This window comes from Pedobacter frigiditerrae (genome assembly GCF_004331645.1).
In the GTDB taxonomy this organism is placed as follows: Bacteria; Bacteroidota; Bacteroidia; order Sphingobacteriales; family Sphingobacteriaceae; genus Pedobacter; species Pedobacter frigiditerrae.
Map to the genome: position 1 here is coordinate 350,439 of NZ_SJSK01000005.1, position 18,771 is coordinate 369,209.

9 protein-coding genes are annotated in these 18,771 nt (G+C 37.5%); 1 reads left to right on the forward strand and 8 read right to left on the reverse strand.

Going from position 1 to position 18,771, the window contains the following annotated elements:
- Positions 1 to 50: 50 nt before the first annotated feature.
- The 6 genes from EZ428_RS18995 to EZ428_RS19020 all read right to left on the reverse strand — a co-directional run bounded on the left by EZ428_RS18995 (position 51) and on the right by EZ428_RS19020 (position 9,649).
- Positions 51 to 2,603, reverse strand: coding sequence for a beta-mannosidase (locus tag EZ428_RS18995; RefSeq protein ID WP_131554783.1), 2,553 nt, complete (start codon positions 2,601 to 2,603; stop codon positions 51 to 53).
- Between the two features lie 265 nt (positions 2,604 to 2,868).
- On the reverse strand, positions 2,869 to 4,110 hold the full coding sequence (locus EZ428_RS19000) for an MFS transporter (RefSeq protein WP_131554784.1): 1,242 nt from the start codon (positions 4,108 to 4,110) through the stop codon (positions 2,869 to 2,871).
- Between the two features lie 130 nt (positions 4,111 to 4,240).
- Positions 4,241 to 5,533: a polysaccharide pyruvyl transferase family protein gene (locus tag EZ428_RS19005; RefSeq protein WP_131554785.1), complete on the reverse strand. Its 1,293-nt coding sequence runs from the start codon at positions 5,531 to 5,533 to the stop codon at positions 4,241 to 4,243.
- Positions 5,534 to 5,604: 71 nt separating this feature from the next.
- Positions 5,605 to 7,491 (reverse strand): heparinase II/III domain-containing protein, encoded by a 1,887-nt coding sequence (locus tag EZ428_RS19010; RefSeq protein ID WP_131554786.1) that lies wholly within the window; start codon positions 7,489 to 7,491, stop codon positions 5,605 to 5,607.
- Between the two features lie 6 nt (positions 7,492 to 7,497).
- On the reverse strand, positions 7,498 to 8,631 hold the full coding sequence (locus EZ428_RS19015) for a glycoside hydrolase family 88/105 protein (protein ID WP_225871097.1): 1,134 nt from the start codon (positions 8,629 to 8,631) through the stop codon (positions 7,498 to 7,500).
- A gap of 160 nt (positions 8,632 to 8,791) precedes the next feature.
- Complete coding sequence (locus tag EZ428_RS19020) at positions 8,792 to 9,649, reverse strand: AraC family transcriptional regulator (protein ID WP_131554787.1); 858 nt, start codon at positions 9,647 to 9,649, stop codon at positions 8,792 to 8,794.
- A 439-nt stretch (positions 9,650 to 10,088) separates the two neighbouring features.
- Between EZ428_RS19020 and EZ428_RS19025 the strand changes: the two genes are divergently transcribed.
- Positions 10,089 to 14,258 carry a two-component regulator propeller domain-containing protein gene (locus EZ428_RS19025; RefSeq protein ID WP_131554788.1) on the forward strand — a complete coding sequence of 1,390 codons (4,170 nt, stop codon included), beginning with the start codon at positions 10,089 to 10,091 and terminating at the stop codon, positions 14,256 to 14,258.
- 172 nt (positions 14,259 to 14,430) lie between these two features.
- Here the strand turns inward: EZ428_RS19025 and bglX are convergent, their stop codons facing one another.
- Entirely contained in the window at positions 14,431 to 16,680 is a 2,250-nt protein-coding gene (gene bglX, locus EZ428_RS19030) for a beta-glucosidase BglX (protein WP_131554789.1), read from the reverse strand.
- A 115-nt stretch (positions 16,681 to 16,795) separates the two neighbouring features.
- Positions 16,796 to 18,736 carry a DUF4861 family protein gene (locus EZ428_RS19035; protein ID WP_131554790.1) on the reverse strand — a complete coding sequence of 647 codons (1,941 nt, stop codon included), beginning with the start codon at positions 18,734 to 18,736 and terminating at the stop codon, positions 16,796 to 16,798.
- Positions 18,737 to 18,771: the final 35 nt, after the last annotated feature.

Consider the following 18,771-nt stretch of genomic DNA (forward strand, 5'->3'; position numbering starts at 1 on the left):
ATTTATATAAAATTAGAGATAAAACTTGTGATGTAATTTAGACACCTAAGCTATTTGGCATCAATTAAAGAGAAAAAGCTTAAGTCTTTTTTATCTATCACTTTGTCATATTTAAAGCTTACTGTTGTTTCACATCCCGGCAAAATATCCAAGTAATTATCAGAAAAAACGATATTCTCATCTTCTAAGGATATTTTAAGGTTTTTAATTAATTTATCAGATTTCAATATTATCTTATAGTTATTTAGATCCTTTTTTAATTCCCATTGTAATTTTGATTTATCCAGCAATAAATTCTTTTGTAAGTCAAAATAAAAAATTTGATCTGTTATCTGTTGATTGTTTACGAATAAGGTTGTTTTAAGAAAAGTTTTTCGTTTATCAGCATTTTTAATCAGCTCCTTCTCCAGTTGTGAGTAATATACAGCGCTATTGTTGCCGATAACATTTACATCTTTATTTACTTCAGATAAAATTTTACCGTTAAAATCAATTAACTGTATGCGCAAAGTTGCCTTAATATTTTCTCGCTTGTCGGATACGATGTAAATCTTTACGGTTTCCTCTTCCAATATGGTGGAGATAAGAACCTCACTGTAAGCTTTTTTCACCGCATATTGCAAAGCCTTCCATCGTCCATAATAATCCATACTGCTCCAGCTCGCAACCGGCCAACAGTCGTTTAACTGCCAATATATAGAACCCATACAGTAAGGCATAGCTCGGCGCTGAGCTTCAATTGCTGTTTTTATTCCATCTGCCTGTAAAAGCTGACCTACGTATAAAAAATCTGAAAAGCGTTGTGGCACCTTGTACATCTCTTTCATATAATGAACAATGGTTCCATTGCCAATAGTAGATCTTTGATGAGCCTTCATCACTTCAGAATCAATAGAGAAATCTGCAGGAATAGCGAACTTGTTAACCGATTCGATCTCTGGAAAAGATTGAAATCCATACTCGCTCATAAATGAGGGTATTACCTTGTTATATTCAGAAAATGGTTTTTTACCATGCCATACACCCCAGTAGTGTAAATCGCCAGTGGTTGTTCCTGCAGAGAAATTTGTTGAATAGTTTTCACCATTTGGCGAAGAAGACCAATAAAATTTTTCATCATCATAAGCTTTTAATGCGGAAGGCAAGATGTTATGGAAAATTTCTGCATAGGTATCTATCACGGCCAATGAATCAGCCGGGGTTCTGAAATTAGCTTTTGTTTGTCCCCAGTAGTTCTCATTCATGAATTGCACAATCTCATTATTACCACACCAAATAGCAATTGACGGATGGTTTCTAAGACGTTTAACGTTTTGAACGGCCTCGTCATAAATATTTTTCTTTAGATCAGTTAAGGGCGGATAGAGCGCACAAGCAAACATAAAATCCTGCCAAACTAAGATGCCCTTTTCATCACAAAGGTCATAAAAGATATCATTTTCATAAATTCCTCCACCCCAAACCCTTAGCATATTTATATTGCTAGCATCTGCTGTCTCAATCACATGTCGATATTTTTCGTTGGTTACTCGTGTTAAAAAATTATCTTGGGGCACATAATTGGCACCTTTAATAAATATGGGCACTCCGTTTACCTTAAAATAGAATGATTTACCCTTTTCATGAGAATCTTGAACAACTTCTATATCCCTAAGCCCTTTTTTAACTTGTTTAAAGGCTAAAATTCGCTCTCCGTCTTTTACTCTTACATTAAAAGTATATAGTTTTTGATTTCCGAAGCCTTTTGGCCACCACAAAATTGGATTTTCAAGTTCAAACGGAACATTGACCTTATTAACACCTTTAGAAAAATATACCCGCTTACTTAAAAGGACTTTATGATCCTCATCTATTAGTACCTCAACAAGTCTAACACCAGACGTACTAGAATAAACTTCCATTTCTGCATCAAGACTAGCCTGATGAGGTTTGAGCAACTTTTGTTTAATAAATAAATCTTCAATTTTGGCATCGTTCCAACAAGAAAGATAAATCGGCCTCCATATACCAGAAGTCACCAATCTCGGCCCCCAATCCCACCCAAAATGATAGCCAGCTTTTCTTATAAATATGCTAACACGTTCATTAGCTTGATCATTATTACTTACAGGAACATGATAGCCCAAACTATTATAAGCAGGCATTACTTTGTTTATGGGCGAATGAAAATAAACCCTAAGTTCATTATTGCCTTTTTTTAAATATGTTCTTATTGGTTTTTTCCAAGCAAGAAACATATTATTTGCGGATAGAATCTTATTGTTGTTAACATATACATCAGCATAAGTGTCCAACCCTTCCATTACCAGATCGATGTTTTCGTTCAACAAAAGTAAGCTGTCAACAACTATATTGGTTTTGTACTCCCAATCACTTACACTAATCCATTGGATTTCTTTTTCGTTAGTCCTATAGAATGGATCTTTTATCTTTTTATTGTCTAACAAATCTGTATGAACGGTACCTGGTACAGTTGATTTTAGCCATTCATTTTCACCAGCCTTATGGAATTGCCAGTTGGAGTGAAGTTTTATTTCTGTTACTTGGGCCGATACTTCCCCAAAAACAAAAGCCAGAAGGATAAAAATGAATAGTCTTTTCATGGAGTTTTAAAACATGATGATGCATAAGTACTGCCTTTAATGTTTTAAAAGACGATACTAATTTTTTATAATGGATCTAGGAATTCCCATACCACCAAATCAAATATATAGGGAAACCTAAGTTTACATTTGAATTCAATTTGCAAATTATTGAATGAAATTTGCTGCTTATCGCAACTGTTGCCAAAAGAAAACACCTGTTGTGTTAGCGGCATAACCCATCAGATCAACAAAACGATATAATTTTAGTTTTATCGTGGATCATTTAATGTTCAAGAAAGTCTAAGTCACGGTCATGGGTTTCAGGGATGGACCATACCGCATAAAACCCAAGTATGAAAGCGCAAATGCCCACTATTCCCCCTGCAAGCAGAACGCCCACACTTGGTTTGGCAAACCCAAATAGTGAAGTCATCAACACTACCGCACCACGCACCATATTGGGAACTGTTGTTGCAGCGGTTGCTCTTAGGTTTGTTCCGAACTGTTCGGCACTAATTGTAACGAACATTGCCCAATAACCGATTCCAATCCCCATCCATAAACAAAATGCATACAACCAGAAAGCCGTTGTAATTATGCCTGAAAGGTAAACAACTGCACCGATCAGGGTGAAAGCCATCATTAATGCCACCGCCTTTTTTCTGGAATGCAAAGCATGGCTAAAAAATCCGCTCATCAAATCACCCGAGGCTAAACCAATGTAGCACCACATGATCGCCAAACCTGGGATAATTGGTTCGGCAATACCTAAAGCAACACCAAATTCATTCGAAAAGGTAGATAAGATGCCAATTACGAACCAGGTAGGTAGCCCAATGGCAATACATTTGATGTACAACAAAAATCGCCTACGATTAGTAAAAAACGCTAGAAAATTTCCTTTCGCTACCTTAGATTCGTGTTTAATGCTGTCAAACATACCAGATTCTACCACCCCCACCCTTAATAGCAATAAAGAGATTCCCAAACCTCCACCGATAAAATAAGCGGTTCTCCAGCTATCAAAAAGCGCTACGGTAAAGTAAGCAACAACTGCACCACATAAACCAACACCTGCCACTAGTGATGTGCCTATTGCCCTCAATCTTTTTGGAAGGATTTCAGAAACCAAGGTAATTCCGGCACCCAATTCCCCGGCTAAACCAATTCCCGCAATGAAACGGAGTATTTTATAAATTTCGGCATCCTGCACAAAGCCACAAGCGATATTAGCTATGGAATACGTAATGATTGAACCAAACAATACCGATAAACGGCCTTTTTTATCACCTACCACGCCCCATAAAATACCTCCCAACAACAATCCGATCATTTGCCAATTTAAAATGGAGGCTCCAACAGCAGACCTTTGTTCTTCGTTCAGTCCCATTTCAGTTAAGCTGGGAATACGAACGATTCCAAAGAGCAACAGGTCATAGATATCTACAAAATAGCCTAGTGCAGCCACAATTACTGGTATACTTAATAAATGCTGCAAATTTGTTTTTTCCTTTTCTTCGATCATTTTTAGTAGTTGGTTTACGGCTGTCAAATGCAACCTTTTAGAAGTAAGTAATCAGGTATTTTATACTTGATTTGAGTTATTTGAGTGATGAAATTATTAAACAGATATATTGAGTTCCCAATTGCTTTTACTATTTATTCAAGGTATTTTTAACTACCAAAAAAGACTCTTTTTGCTTATTGTCTACAAACTTTTTTGCTACCACAGCCTTCATCTTGGCAGCCTTGAGATTTTTGGCAAACTTTAACACCGTTGGCACAAAACGACGAATTTCATTTTCATCATCAAAATCAAACAACCATTCTCCAAGACCAATATCTCGCCACATGATACCTTTGCTGCTCTGCTCCTGCCATCTCACCACAATGGCAGGTATACCTTGGGCTATACACATAATTGGACTGTGCATTTCTGATCCGAAGAACCCAGCAGATCGCTTATAAATACTGACCGCTTCGTCTGTAAGCCAAGCTGTATTTCGCCAAACTACCTTTTTTTTAACATCAATTGGGAGCTTATCTAAAAGCCAATCTTTTCCAATCTGCATTTCTGTTTCATCTTCATGGGTAATCAGCACCTTTAAATCAGTTTTGCGGATTACTGCAATAATTGCTTCGATCAATGGTTGGTGATCATGCAGTTTCATATCTTCGTTACGCTGATTTTTTACAGGATCAATTGGTCTGTTTTTATGAGGATGTAGCCAAACGGGGGTATGTCTTTGTTTTGGAATGCAACAAAGGAATTGCCCATCTTTTAAGTTATTCTCTTTTAAGAATGCTATTGCCCGCTCGTCGTTAGTAACATCAATAGCAAAAACAGCATCAGGTGTAAAATCCATAACTGGAGCCTTAACACCAGCTACTCTTGCTTTTTCAAGTGAAACCGAATCTCTGAAATACACAAAAGAGGCCTTATTTAGAATATTGGTTTCTGGCGTTCCATACAAACCATAAGTAACGCCATATACCCCAAAAGGCTTGCCTGTAAATTTATTGAAAATTTGTAGATCAGCCCAAGCAATAGTTGCGGGACCCGAGTTATGTATCATTAAATCGGCTGTAGAAATTGCTTGTTGTAACTCAACGGTGCTAGATTTTCCATCTTTATTAAGTTTCCCCCTAACCAATTTCATTTTCGGGAAACGTTTTTTTAACATTTCTACTTCGTTATCTGGAAGATAATCATAAAATGGCCAGAAAGTAACCGTTGCTGAAGGAATATACTTTTCAATCAGAGCCATTAATGCTGGAGTATGCGCTATGTCGCCAATATTTTCGGTTTGCCACCCAGAACGCACAATAATATGGGGTTGTAACCCAAGGGTTTTAAAAAATTCTGACATTCCATTTACCTTGGTGGCTAATAAAGTACCAGTTAAGCAAAGGGCGGTGTTCTTTATAAATTTTCTGCGATTATTCATTTTTTAATTTATATAATTATATTCTATGGAATCCAACTAATTCTTACTAAAAACTTTATATAAGGATATTTCTATTTTAACGTTTTAGGCCAATTATTAAGACTCATATTGTTAGCTACAACGCTTTTCTCACTAGAATCGGAAGCTAGCGTTACATTCAAAGCATATTTAGTATTCGGCTTTAGCTTAACTTCATACCCAACTATACATGTTCCTGGATTTTGGGCATCATAATCATTTTTGGGCTCTGTTTTCCATGTTTTAAAGGTTACATCATCTACCCCTGTAACCCTCAGAAACAAGTCTTTACCATCCATTGTTAATTTTGCTGAATCATGATTATTTATTTCAACAGATGCTTGCGTAACCATAGACCAGCGAAAGGTTACATATTCATTTCCAGTTTCTACTTCATCACGAACAACTATAATTTTTTTATTTACAATTGCTACCCCACGCTTTAATTTAGAGATCTGACCTTTATAAATATCAGTAAGATCAGATACTGCGTTTAAAAAAGAACGTTGGTTTGAGTAGCTTTCAAGCGTTGCGCTACCATTTACCCTTTGCGCCAAATCGTTAATGGTAATTGTATTATGTGCTAAATTATTGTACCGAAATACTTGCCACCTTGTAGAATTTTGAGACATGTTCCATAAATCGATCCCCTTTCCTTCTAACGATTCGTAATTTTGCATACCCAGATCGATTCCCCATCTAACTCCTCTTTCTTCTAAAATAAAAGAACCAACATCCATATGTCCATGGCTAACCGAGGGTGAGCCTGCTTTAAAACCAACGTATATGGCGTCTTTATTTGTCCAGGAAGTTCGAAACAATGCAATCGGATTAGGTCCATTGCCAGTCCACATTAATAAAGAAGGCGGTTTTGTATCTTCAATACTTATTCCATTCGCCCAAATCATAGCAGCTGGTAAAAAACGACTTCTCGTATTCAAATTACCATCAAGTTTGTTTTTTTCAACATATAGAAGTGACCGATTTTTACTTACGCCAGAAAACCAGACCATTGCAGGATTAAACTCAGAAATTTGACTACAATCAGAATAATTGAAATGTTGACCAGAAGGACCCGTCATGTGCTCAAAGTAAGAAGCGGTATTTAAAAAACCTGGATTTTTAGATAAATCAAAATCACTATTTAAAGCCGTTTGCAGTGCGCTTATAAACATTACATTATAAGTTGTACCATAAGCCCAATATGCATATCCTTCAGGATAGGCACCATCAGGGGCGTATTGTTTCATTGGAAGTTGTATTCCATCAATTGCTCTTTCAATGATGGTACTTGAGAGCTGGGGATGATCTTCGTATGTTGCCAAAGCCCCAAAAGACATACCTGTATTACATACCTGATTCCAATTGTTACTTGTGCTTATCCACCAGTTAAAACCCTGACTAAGTGATGGTTTAATCCCTTTTTCCAAGATAGCAGCTTGTATTATTAACCTTGAACTTTTTGGAATATTATCATACAACCAATCATATCCAATAGCCATCGCAGTTGTCATTTCTCCAACGTCAAGAAAATGTGAAGGATTCCAATCCTTAAAGGCCGACACAGCTAACATCTCTTGCAGAGCCCGTTTAGAGAATTTTTCATCACCAGTTAGCCTATAGCTATACGCTAAATAAAATATCCTTCTCAAACATTCCCTAGATTTATCTAAAAGCCTGCCGCCAATCTTAATATTTTCAATTGGTTTAAGCGCTATAATTATTTCTGAATCGTCTATAATATCATCATGTACTTTCTTCCAATAATGATCTTTTCGAATAGCGTTTTTGATATAATTTTCCTCACCTTTTTTAAGTAATAAGCGAGGGTGTTCTGGCAAATGGTATTCTTTATTAAAAAGTTTGATTTGTGCCATGGCAGAAAAACCATTGAACACAAAAAGTACAAGTAGATTAAAGGTTATGAGTTTTCTTAGCATGCTGCACTAATTTACATTGTTTTTATCTATGTACTTGTAAAGTTCGGCTCCAGCCAATAAAAATGCACCAACGCCAAATACAGCTGTACTTTTGGGTGTTGCAGGTTCAGGTTGCCAACCAATGGGCTGAACATAACCAAGCATTCCATTGGGATGAATGGCGCTAACCAATACGCCCCAGGACTTCATGACAACTGGCCAATATTTCGATTTATCCAAAATGCCATTATTTAAACCCCAAAGGAGTGCATAGGTGTAAAAGGCGGTCCCACTAGTTTCCTTCAATGGATAGCTGGCGGGGTCTAAAAGAGAAGTATGCCAACTACCGTCAGCCTGTTGCAAAGAAACAATCTTTTCCGCCATTTCCTTGTACAGGGAAACATAACGATGTCTGGAAGGATAATTCAAGGGCATATCCGTTATTACCCTTGATAGGCCAGCCATTACCCAGCCATTGCCTCTAGACCAGAACACTTCCTTTCCGTTTCTTTCTCTTTTGGTAAAATTACTGCCATCTCTAAAGTATAAATGTTCCTCTTTATCATAGAGGTAATCATAAGTTTTCCACCAAAGCTTATCAGCTACAGCTAAATATTTTTTGTTACCAGTGGCGATAGATAGCTTTGCAAGCGTAGGAGGTCCCATAAACAATGCATCACACCATGCCCATTCTCTGTGATTAATTTCATTCTTCCATTCTAGGCTCTCTGTATGTGGCATTTTTACAATGCTATCTGCTAATGCAATAAATTTATTGATCATTCGCTTTTCTTTTTTCTTTAGGTACAAGCCAATGAAAGTTTGAGCAATACAATAATCATCTGCATAAAATCTATTAGGACCAGTATCCCACTTAAGTTCTTCACCTATATTGTAAAGATAACTATGATATTTATTGTCCTGGAGAAGGTCTCCCATTTCAAGAATACCTATATAACCGGTAGCATTGGTCCAATCCCATTTTGGAGTTTGTGCTTGGTTTACATCCCAGTCGTTTACCTGCCAATCAGCTACCTGCCTCATGGTTTTAACAACATCTTCCTTTTTAATATGCTGAGCATGCAAAATTGTTGTCAAGAAGAGTTGATAGCCGACAAAAATAAAGATAAACCTTAAATGGTTTTTTGGTAAAAAGTACATTTTTAATATGTTTTTTAATTGGGGTAATGTATATTATTACATCCCTTAGCGGATTTTAAAAAAAAGTTATAAATTACCTTAATATCATATGGCAAACTTAAGGTTGTATGATTATAATTCTTGCGTAAAGCCTTATAAATTAAGAGCATCATCAATCTTCTTAAGCACAATTATTATACTGTAATCTATATCTGGTTGGTGTTAATTTCTTGATATCTTTAAACTGACGATTAAAATAAGTAATATTTTGGTAACCGCATGAATAGCCAATCTCACTAATACTTAGCTTGGTATCCAACAATTTTTTACACGCAAAACCAACCCTAATTATATTTAGGATATCCGAAAAAGTCTTAGAGGTAGCTTTCTTAAAATATCTACAGAACGCTGTAGTATTCATATTTGAAAAATCTGCAATCTCCTTCAAATTGATATCTCTTTGATGGTTCTCCATTAAATAATTGTAAATATTAGATAGCTTATCATCACCTGATTTGCAAGATTTTGTATAAGTCTCTGAAGCTAGAACATTAAAGTCGCTTTCGGCAAGCTCGCAAATAATAGAAAGCAACTCAATTACTCTTAACCAATTGCTTTTACCAGAAAGCTGCATTATTTTATTACCCATTTTAGCAGCTGTTTCATTGCTAAAAACAACACCACGTTGGGCTAAAAGAAGCAAGTTTTTAACTTTCTTCATCTCAGGCATTTCATAAAATTCTTTTCCAAAAAAACTTTGGTCAAAGTGTACTTTAACCTCCCTTGTATTGAAAATTGGATCCGATAAATTGTTGCTTTGCCAGCAATGCGGAAGATTTGGTCCAACTAAAACCAAGTCATTGCAGAAGAATGAGCTCACGTTATCTCCTACGAAACGGGTACCTTCATCTCCAATGGTAAAAACTAGTTCGTACTGAGGATGGGAATGCAGTTTTTCATTAGATGTTTTTATTTCATCGTAATTTGTGAAAAGAGAAGTGCTAAGTTGGGTTCTATTTTGCATCAAACTTGTTTCCATATGCTGTTTGTTAGGTTATTAGCTACAAACATTTACTCGTACTACAATTATTTAAAAGGAAATTAGTGGTTCTTCCGTAATAAAGAAATTACTTGCGTTAGAGAAATATTTGGTTATTTAGTTTAAGTGTTGTTTTATATTACAAATGAATATGTTTTAAACCATATTGGCTTGCTGAAATCCTTGTAATTTTTGCTGGAATTAAGCAATAAACAATAAAATGAACTACCGAAATAAAACACATTTTGGAAACATGTGACATTTACAAATCTCCTTAGCGCGTTTTAGTTAAAGTTCGTTGCTATTAATCATGACCTTTAACCAACTTCGCGAGAAAACTTAAATATATCTAAGCAAGCTAGCTTATTGGAAAAAAAATTTAACCAAATAGTTTTTCGTATTTTGGTCTGAAAATAACTCGCTATAATTATTGTTACCAATGCAAAAGGCAAAAAATCTAGTCATTCTGTTAATTGTTTTGCTCTTTCTTTCAACAAATGATTCATTTGCTTCTGCATTACCCATAAAGCTCAAGTTCCATAACATATCAAAGGATCAAGGTTTATCCAGTAGCAAGGTCTACTGCACTTTTCAGGACAGCAAGGGGTATATTTGGATTGGCACAGCGCAGGGACTGAACCTATATGATGGTTACAAGGTTACTACCTTTTATTACAATGCTAATGATAAGAGGTCTTTGAGCAGCAATGATGTTAACTCTATAGCAGAGGACAAAGATCATAACGTTTGGATTGGCACAGGCCTTGGATTAAACAAGTACGATAGAAAAAAAAATACTTTCATACGCATAGTCAATGATGGCACTAACAGGTTCGGTATCGGCAATAATATTACCACATCGATATTGTGCGATTCAAAGGGAACATTGTTTGTTGGAACAATGACTGGTGGGCTTAGAATTTTAGAACGTGGGAAGTCGATCTTTAGAAAAGTTAATTTCCTAGAAAAGGGAAAGGTATCTACAAAATTCAATAGTATTTCTTGTCTTTATCAAGACTTAAAAGGAAAAATATGGATAGGCACTAAGGGAGATGGGCTTTTATCACTCCAAAATGGCAGTTACCGTTCGTATGTAACCCAAAAATCAAATATAATTTGTAGTAATAACATAAGTACCATAACACAGGACAAAAAGGAAAATCTATGGATAGGTACATCAGACTCAGGTCTGTCCTATTTCAACGTCAATACGTTAGTAGCACGCAAATTTCACAGTATTCAAAATCGTTCAGGTCTAGCTAGCAATGTTATTAAGAGCATTTTGGCCGACAGCAGAGGGAACCTATGGGTTGGAACAGAAAATGGGGGGATTCATTTTTACGATTACAATACCAACCAAATACTTCCTTACAGGGGAAACCCTTCAGATCCATCAAGCTTTTCTCAAAGTTCAGCGTGCGGGTTGCTAGAAGACACGCAACACAACGTTTATGTTGGTTCCCATAGTGGTGGATTATACGTGTACAATCCTAATCGCTACCAATTCAACCTAATGGCAGACCATCCAACAAATGGCCAACTTTCACATCGTGATGTAAAAGCATTCTGTGAAGTTGGAAATGGCGCTTTATGGATTGGAACAGATGGAGGAGGTATAAATGTGTGGCAGCGAAATAAAAACAGTTTCTACACCTATCGTTTTAACCCACAAAATCCTCGCTCTATCAGTTCGGATGCAGTATTAACCATCTACAAGGATTCTCAAGGCATAGTTTGGGTTGGCACTTGGGGAGGAGGCCTTAATCGCTATAATCCACAAACCAATGATTTTACTAGGTTTATGAATAATCCCAAAGACAAGACCTCTATCTCCTCCAACAATATCTCACAAATATTTGAAGACAGCCGAGGAACCCTTTGGATTGGCACTTTTGAAAGTGGGTTGAATATTCTTGATAGAACAAATTTATCTTTTCGGCAATTTAGGGCTATTAATGACAAGAAAATTGATCTTTCAAAAAAGGGTTTCTTAAGCATATTCGAGGACAAGGACCAAGGGCTTTGGTTTGGCAGCAACGAATCCACGCTTTATAACTACAATGTATCCCAAGGTAAACTGAGGAACTATTTTTATCCTACAGCGCAAAGAAACCGGTCTTTCTTCGGAAATGTTGAAGTAATGTTTACCGACTCGAAGGGCAGAATGTGGATTGGTAAAAATGGCCTTATGATTTTTGATGAAAAGACAAAAAATTTTATATTACCAAGCCTTGGCAATAGATTTTCAAACACGACTATTTTTGGGATCCTCGAAGACAACGATGGGTATCTTTGGATCAGTTCAACCTCAGGGCTTTTTCAATATAATACCGATAGCAATTACCTTAAAAACTATACAAATGCAGATGGTGTCCAAGGTCTTGAGTTTTCTAGAAATGCTTATTACAAAACTACCGATGGAGAAATGTTATTTGGAGGAAACCGTGGCTTCAATTATTTTAAGGCAGAAGATATCAAGGACATTAATTTTGTTCCTCCAGTTTATTTAAGTGATTTTCAACTGTTTAACAAAAGCATAAATAGCTTTGACAATACCTCTCCACTTCGTGAACATATTAGCCAGGCAAAGGAAGTAGTCCTTCATCACAGCCAATCCGTATTCTCCTTTGAGTATGTTGCCCTTAACCTTTTAAACCCTGAGAAGACTAGGTATGCCTATAAGATGGTTGGGTTTGACAAGGCCTGGAATTTTGTAGGTAACCTTAGAAGGGCTACATACACCAATCTTAACCCTGGGCATTATACATTTCAGGTTAAGTCAACAAACTCGAACGGAAACTGGAACGATACATTTACGGCTATTGACCTAACAATCATCCCGCCATTCTGGATGACCTGGTGGTTCAGGACATTAATGACATTGATCTTGGTTTCTTCTGTTATTACCTTATTATATTTTAGGCGAAAATTTGAACTCAAACAATTAGAGGAAGAGAAGAGAGAAGAAATACATCTTTCACAGCTACAGTTCTTCACCAACATTTCACATGAACTGAGAACCCCTCTCTCATTAATCTTAGGACCATTGGAAAGGATAATGAAAGAAGACAGCCGTCAAACCATCAAAAACTCCTATCTCACCATGCACCGGAATGCGTTACGGTTGATGAAGCTCATAAGCGAAATAATTGATTATAGGAAAGTTGCCTCAGGTAACCTCAAGTTAAAGGTTTCTAATGAAAGTCTGGCTTTACTAGTTAATGACATCACGACTGACTTCTCAGATAAGGCAAGCGAACTTGGGATTGATTTAAGCACAAAAACAACCACGAACCAAAATCTATGGTTTGATAGGCAAGTCATCGAAAAGGTAATCATTAACCTATTGCATAACTCATTAAAGTACACCTCAAATGGTGGCACGGTAAGCGTAGAAACATTTGGGTCATTTGCTGAATTCAAGCCCCAGTTTAAGAATGAGCTGATCTTGAAAAGTGGTTATGAAGCTAAGAGCTATACCTATATCTGTGTAACTGACGATGGCGTAGGTATTTCTAAATCATCAATGTCGCATTTATTTGAAAGATATTTCAGGGTTAACCAAACCCACCTTGGGTCAGGCCTGGGTTTGGCATTTGTTAAAAGCCTTGTCTTTTTACATAAGGGCGAAATCTACGTCTATAGCGAAAAGAAAAAAGGTACCCAAATCCTGGTTGCACTACCTGTTGATGCGGCAGATTATCTAGATACGGAAAAGAGCCTTAACAATTTAAATGAGCCTACCATCTATCTTGAAACCATACAGTTCAAAAGTGAACTGTCATCATTTGAAACAAGATCAGCATTAACTGGTCTTCCAGAGAAGAATAACGAGGATATGCGAACCATACTTCTGGTTGATGACAACGATGAGCTAAGGGCATTTCTTAAAGAATGCATGGAAGATAGATATTACATACTGGAGGCAATTAATGGTCAACAAGGCTTGGAAATAGCAAAGGAAAAACTTCCAGACCTAATCATTAGCGATGTGATGATGCCTGTAATGGATGGAATTGAATTCTGCAAAGCTTTAAAGGGAGATATAGAAACCAGTCACATTCCTTTCATCCTGCTAACTGCAAAAGATGCATTGGCGACAAAGCTTAGTGGAGTAGGCTATGGCGCAGACCATTATTTTAGTAAGCCAGTTAACATTGACCTTTTAAGCTTTACGATACAGAATCTATTTGATCAAAGGCAAAAATTAAAGGAGAAATACCTTAAGGATTATACCATAACGGCTAAAGAACTCGCCTATTCTATTAAAGACAAAGAGTTTATAGAAAAGATTACGTTGTTAATTGAACAAAAAATAGAAAACCCCGATTTTAACGTAGAGGAAATAAGTAGGGAAATAGGGATGAGCCAAACCACGCTGCTGAGAAAAATGAAAGAAATTACGGGGCAGACGGTAAATGAATTTGTAAGGAGTATCCGTCTTAAAACGGCATTGCACATATTAACCCATGAAGATGTTCTAGTTACAGAGGTTATGTACCGAGTGGGCATTTTGTCTCAATCTTATTTTAGCACCATCTTTAAAAAAGAATTTGGAAAAACACCTTCCCAATTCTTACAAGAGCTGAACAACGGTTCAAAAAAGTAAAGACAAATCCGAAAACTCAAATTAGCAAGACAGCTATTTTGCTTTCAGGCAAAAAAAAGGGGCAATTTTGCTTTTAAAATTGCCCCTTTGTCCTCATACATCAGATAAGTGTAGTAAATTTAAGGTGTCACGAGATAAGTTCCTTGCTAAGCCCAATCATTTGTAAAGTGTATTATTTGATCGTAAAATCGTGCCTTAACCTTATATCCTCGGAAGAGCTCCCGATCATTAATTCAAAATCTCCAGGTTCAATTATCTCTTTCAAATTTCTATCCAGGAAACTTAATGATTGATTGGTAAGGTTAATTTTTATGGTTCTTGCCTCACCTGGCTTCAATGAAAATCGTTCAAAGCCCTTTAAATCCTTAACATTTCTTATCACAGCACTCACCTTATCCTTAATGTATAATTGTGCAACTTCAATTCCTTCTCTTTCACCCGTATTCTTAACAACAAAACTAACCTGCAAATTACCATCCTTGAAATTGTTGCCAGATACAACCTTCAATGATGAATAAGAAAAATTGGTATAACTCAAGCCAAACCCAAACGGATAAAGTGGCTTGGTCGTAATGTCGAGGTAATTATTGGCAAAACGATGCTTCATATCAACCGAATCCAGGTCATGAGAGGTACGTTTTGAATTGTAAAATACTGGAATTTGCCCAGTGTTATATGGAAAGGTTACCGTTAATTTTCCTGAGGGATTGTAATCACCAAATAATACATCAGCCACCGCCAATCCTCCCATTGTTCCCGGAAACCATGCCTCGACTACCGCAGAGGACTTGGCCGATAGCGCTCTTAAATCATATGGTCTTCCATTAAACAGTACGCTTACGATGGGCTTGCCAGTTTTTGCAAGGGCATCAATCAATTGCAGCTGTGCGCCAGGCAGGTTTAACATGGAAATACTTCCACTCTCACCGCTCATCCAATATTCTTCGCCAACTGCAAGAACTACAATGTCAGCGCTAAGGGATGCTTCTACCGCAGCAGGAATTAACTCAAGCCCTTTGGGTTCAAAGCCATCTAGCTTTATGCCTTCAGCATAAATTACCTTGACTGAAGGATCAACCGTTTTTTGAATACCTTCCAATAACGAAATTACCGCATCAGGCTTACCTTGGGAATATTGGCCTCCCCACCAACCCATCAAGTCTTTTTTTCTATTGGCCAGCGGGCCAATCACTGCGATGGTTTTTACATTCTTTTTAAGGGGCAAGATCTGACTGTCATTTTTCAGTAGCACGATGCTTTCTCTTGCTGCTTGACGTGCGATTAGTAAATGATCCTTGTTTTGGGACACTTCAACTTCCCTTGCTTCATCAAGGTACTTAAATGGTTGATCGAATAGCCCAAGTTTAAATTTGGCTTCTAAAACTCGGCTAACCGCAGCGTTGATGACATCTATTTTTACCTTGCCAGTTTTAATTAAGGTTGCCAAGTGTTTTTGAAAAAGCTCACTTGTCATGTCCATATCTATGCCTGATTCAATTGCCATTTGAACCGCACTCGGTTCATCCTTAGCTACACCGATTTTCACCAGGTTTTTAATTGTTTCCCAATCGGTAATGATCAAGTTGTTAAAATTAAACTCCTTCCTTAAAATTTGCTTTAACAACCTTTGATTTGATGTTGCGGGGGTTCCATCAATCCCAGTGTACGCTGTCATCAAACTTCCCACGCCTGCATCTATTGCTGCCTTAAAAGGTGGAAGATACTTTTCACGAAGTGTTCTTTCCGAAAAATCGGTGATACTATAGTCCCTTCCCGCGAGTGCAGCACCATATCCAGCAAAATGCTTCACACAAGCCATCAAACTATTTGCATTTGTAAGGTCCTTTCCCTGAAAGCCCCTCACCCTTGCTGCTGCAACCAAACTTGCATAATAGGGATCTTCACCAGCGCCCTCACTAATTCGCCCCCAACGTGGATCGTTTGAAATATCCACCATTGGCGCATAAGTTAGCCTAATGCCCCCTGCCGAAGCTTCCGTTGCTGCAACAGCTGCAGTTTGGGATATCCCTGTCAGATTCCAGCTACAAGATTCTCCCAAGGGGATTGGAAATATGGTTTTGTAGCCATGAATTACATCTTCCTGAAAAAGTATAGGGATGCCTAACCTTGTTTGCTCTACAGCAATCTTTTGTATTCTTAAATTCTGTTTTACGCCATTGCTCTTTAAAATTCCGCCAACATTCCCTGCCTTTACCTTATCATCCATTGGATTGGTAGAATTATTCTCATTTACGAAAGTGACCAGGTTTAGTTGCCCGATTTTTTCTTGCAATGTCATCCGTGATAAAAGATCGGTTGCACGGGCAGAAACTGTTAAGGATTGATTTTTATAAATTGGTGTGCTTCGTTGTGCCAGAGAACCAATTGGCAGTAGACAAGCAACAAATAAAAGGTATTTCATGATTTATTATATTTTGTAATAGTGAATCTTATTAGCCAATCACCTAGTGGCCTTGGTGTATCTTTGAAGTCTTATACCTAATTTTTGCGGGTAAATAACAGGTTAAGCTTTTTTGTTATCTATAGATTTTCTGTAATTCTTTCCAGGTTACCCCTTGCAGGTTTTTCAACCATCCGCTATCATTCCTAAATAGGGGATTACCCTCCCATGCTGCGCCCACATAATAAGTGATGGGTACATTTGACTTAGCATTGATCAGTACAAATCGGTCATTGCCATTTGCATAGTAACCATCAAATTGATTGGGATCAACCACTATTGCCGTCCCTAATTTGCCATTTTTGGCATCTATGGCCTCCAAACTGGCCAACTGCCCCACTGCGTCTTTTGTGATAACAGGATTACCGAAAGTGGTAAGACCTATTCCAATGATTAAATCATCCTTACCATCTGAAGTGAAAGTGCTCGTTACCTGATAAAAATTTGTGCCATTCACCATCCTGATCCTCTTGAGTTCGGTAACCTTAGCACCCGCAACATCCCAGACATCAAATTTCAACTCAAACTCTATTTCATCTTTTGTGTTTTTAATAATCCTATGGTTGGCATAGGTTTCTGCCGGGTAAGGTTTGTTGTTAACCCATACTGCGCTCCCACCTGCTCCCCTCAAAAATCCCATGTGGTAAAAATCTGATCCCTCACCCCTATCAACATGGTAGTCTAGCCCCAATCCATTTAAGCGATACCATTTATCTATGATAGAATAGTTAACAGATTTAGTCCATATATCTACCCCACTGCTTACCTTGTCTCGCACAGGCGGACCATAATAACGAAAAGCTACGCGGTCATTTTCCCATGCAATGTCCTGGTTACGTTCGGGCACGTACTTCACATAAGTCTTCACTACCTTAGTTATGGTGTCCAGTACTGCATTTTTCCCAATAACCCTATTATCAACAGACACAACGCCTACCTTCAGTGCCTGGGCCAATGCCAGTACAACTGGTCCGAAAGCATGGGAGTCATTATATATCCAAACGTGATTCTTATAGTCTTCCTTGGTACCATTACGAGGTGCCAAGCAACTAAAACAGGCGTGACTAACAGACCCATCACTTCCTATATAAGCGGTTAAGCCTTTAATTCCCTTTAAAAATCTAGCATTATATTTAGGGCTCAACATCTTTTTTTCAAGCATGATCCCCATCCCATAAAGCAACAGGCCACTGCCCGATGTTTCGACAAAGGACGATTGATCTGTCATTTCTTGATGCCAGAGACCTTGCTTATTTTGATGTTTGATAACAGCAGCAAAAAATTCAGCAGCAAGTAGTTCAATCTCTTTCCTTTTTGGGTGATCCATTGGTAAATCCCTAACCAATGTAGCCAAGGCTAATGCACCCCATCCATTGCCACGGCTCCAATTGTCTTCAGATAATTTCCCAGCTTTACTAAAGCCCCTTGCCTGATGTAAAAGTTTATTTTTATCATCTCTTAATATGCTAAAAAGCTCCAAAGTCTCCAACACCGCCAAGTCTATATATTCTTTGTTTTTTTCTACAAGACCGGCATACAACATATATGGTGTCACTGCAAATGCCATATCTATAAAAACCTGGTCTCCCTTTTCATCAATCCATCCGGGAATAAGCAAGCCTTCTTTTGAGCGTTTTTGCTGATTGAACATTTGATTTGCCCCAAGTTTTACTTGAGTATCTAATAATGAGGTTGCACGCTTAAAACTTAAAAATGCAGCTCCATTTCCACCAGCTTTATAGCTGACAAAACTACCCTTGCCATCGATTTTTTTTTGACCAAATTTTTGAAAAGTAGCAACTGCCTGAGAAAGTATATTCTGATCTGAGCAAGCCAGTGCCAACTCACCCTGCCCTTGTAAAAGCAAGCTACCTTGATACGTACCTAGATCAGTTTCGAGCAAGCCTTTATTTAAAACTTTTGTGGCAATTTCTGAAATAGAAACCTGCGTTTGCGCAATTGTTTCATTAATGATGAGACAAGACATTCCAACAATTCCCAATAAAATCTTTTTCATGTTCTTTTTTTTGAATTTAAGATTGAACCTTGTTT

Excerpts from the sequence above, each read along its gene's own strand:
- EZ428_RS18995 (WP_131554783.1), bottom strand. The coding sequence starts at position 2,603 with ATGAAAAGACTATTCATTTTTATCCTTCTGGCTTTTGTTTTTGGGGAA.
- EZ428_RS19000 (WP_131554784.1), bottom strand. The coding sequence starts at position 4,110 with ATGATCGAAGAAAAGGAAAAAACAAATTTGCAGCATTTATTAAGTATA.
- EZ428_RS19005 (WP_131554785.1), bottom strand. The coding sequence starts at position 5,533 with ATGAATAATCGCAGAAAATTTATAAAGAACACCGCCCTTTGCTTAACT.
- EZ428_RS19010 (WP_131554786.1), bottom strand. The coding sequence starts at position 7,491 with ATGCTAAGAAAACTCATAACCTTTAATCTACTTGTACTTTTTGTGTTC.
- EZ428_RS19015 (WP_225871097.1), bottom strand. The coding sequence starts at position 8,631 with ATGTACTTTTTACCAAAAAACCATTTAAGGTTTATCTTTATTTTTGTC.
- EZ428_RS19020 (WP_131554787.1), bottom strand. The coding sequence starts at position 9,649 with ATGGAAACAAGTTTGATGCAAAATAGAACCCAACTTAGCACTTCTCTT.
- EZ428_RS19025 (WP_131554788.1), top strand. The coding sequence starts at position 10,089 with ATGCAAAAGGCAAAAAATCTAGTCATTCTGTTAATTGTTTTGCTCTTT.
- bglX (WP_131554789.1), bottom strand. The coding sequence starts at position 16,680 with ATGAAATACCTTTTATTTGTTGCTTGTCTACTGCCAATTGGTTCTCTG.
- EZ428_RS19035 (WP_131554790.1), bottom strand. The coding sequence starts at position 18,736 with ATGAAAAAGATTTTATTGGGAATTGTTGGAATGTCTTGTCTCATCATT.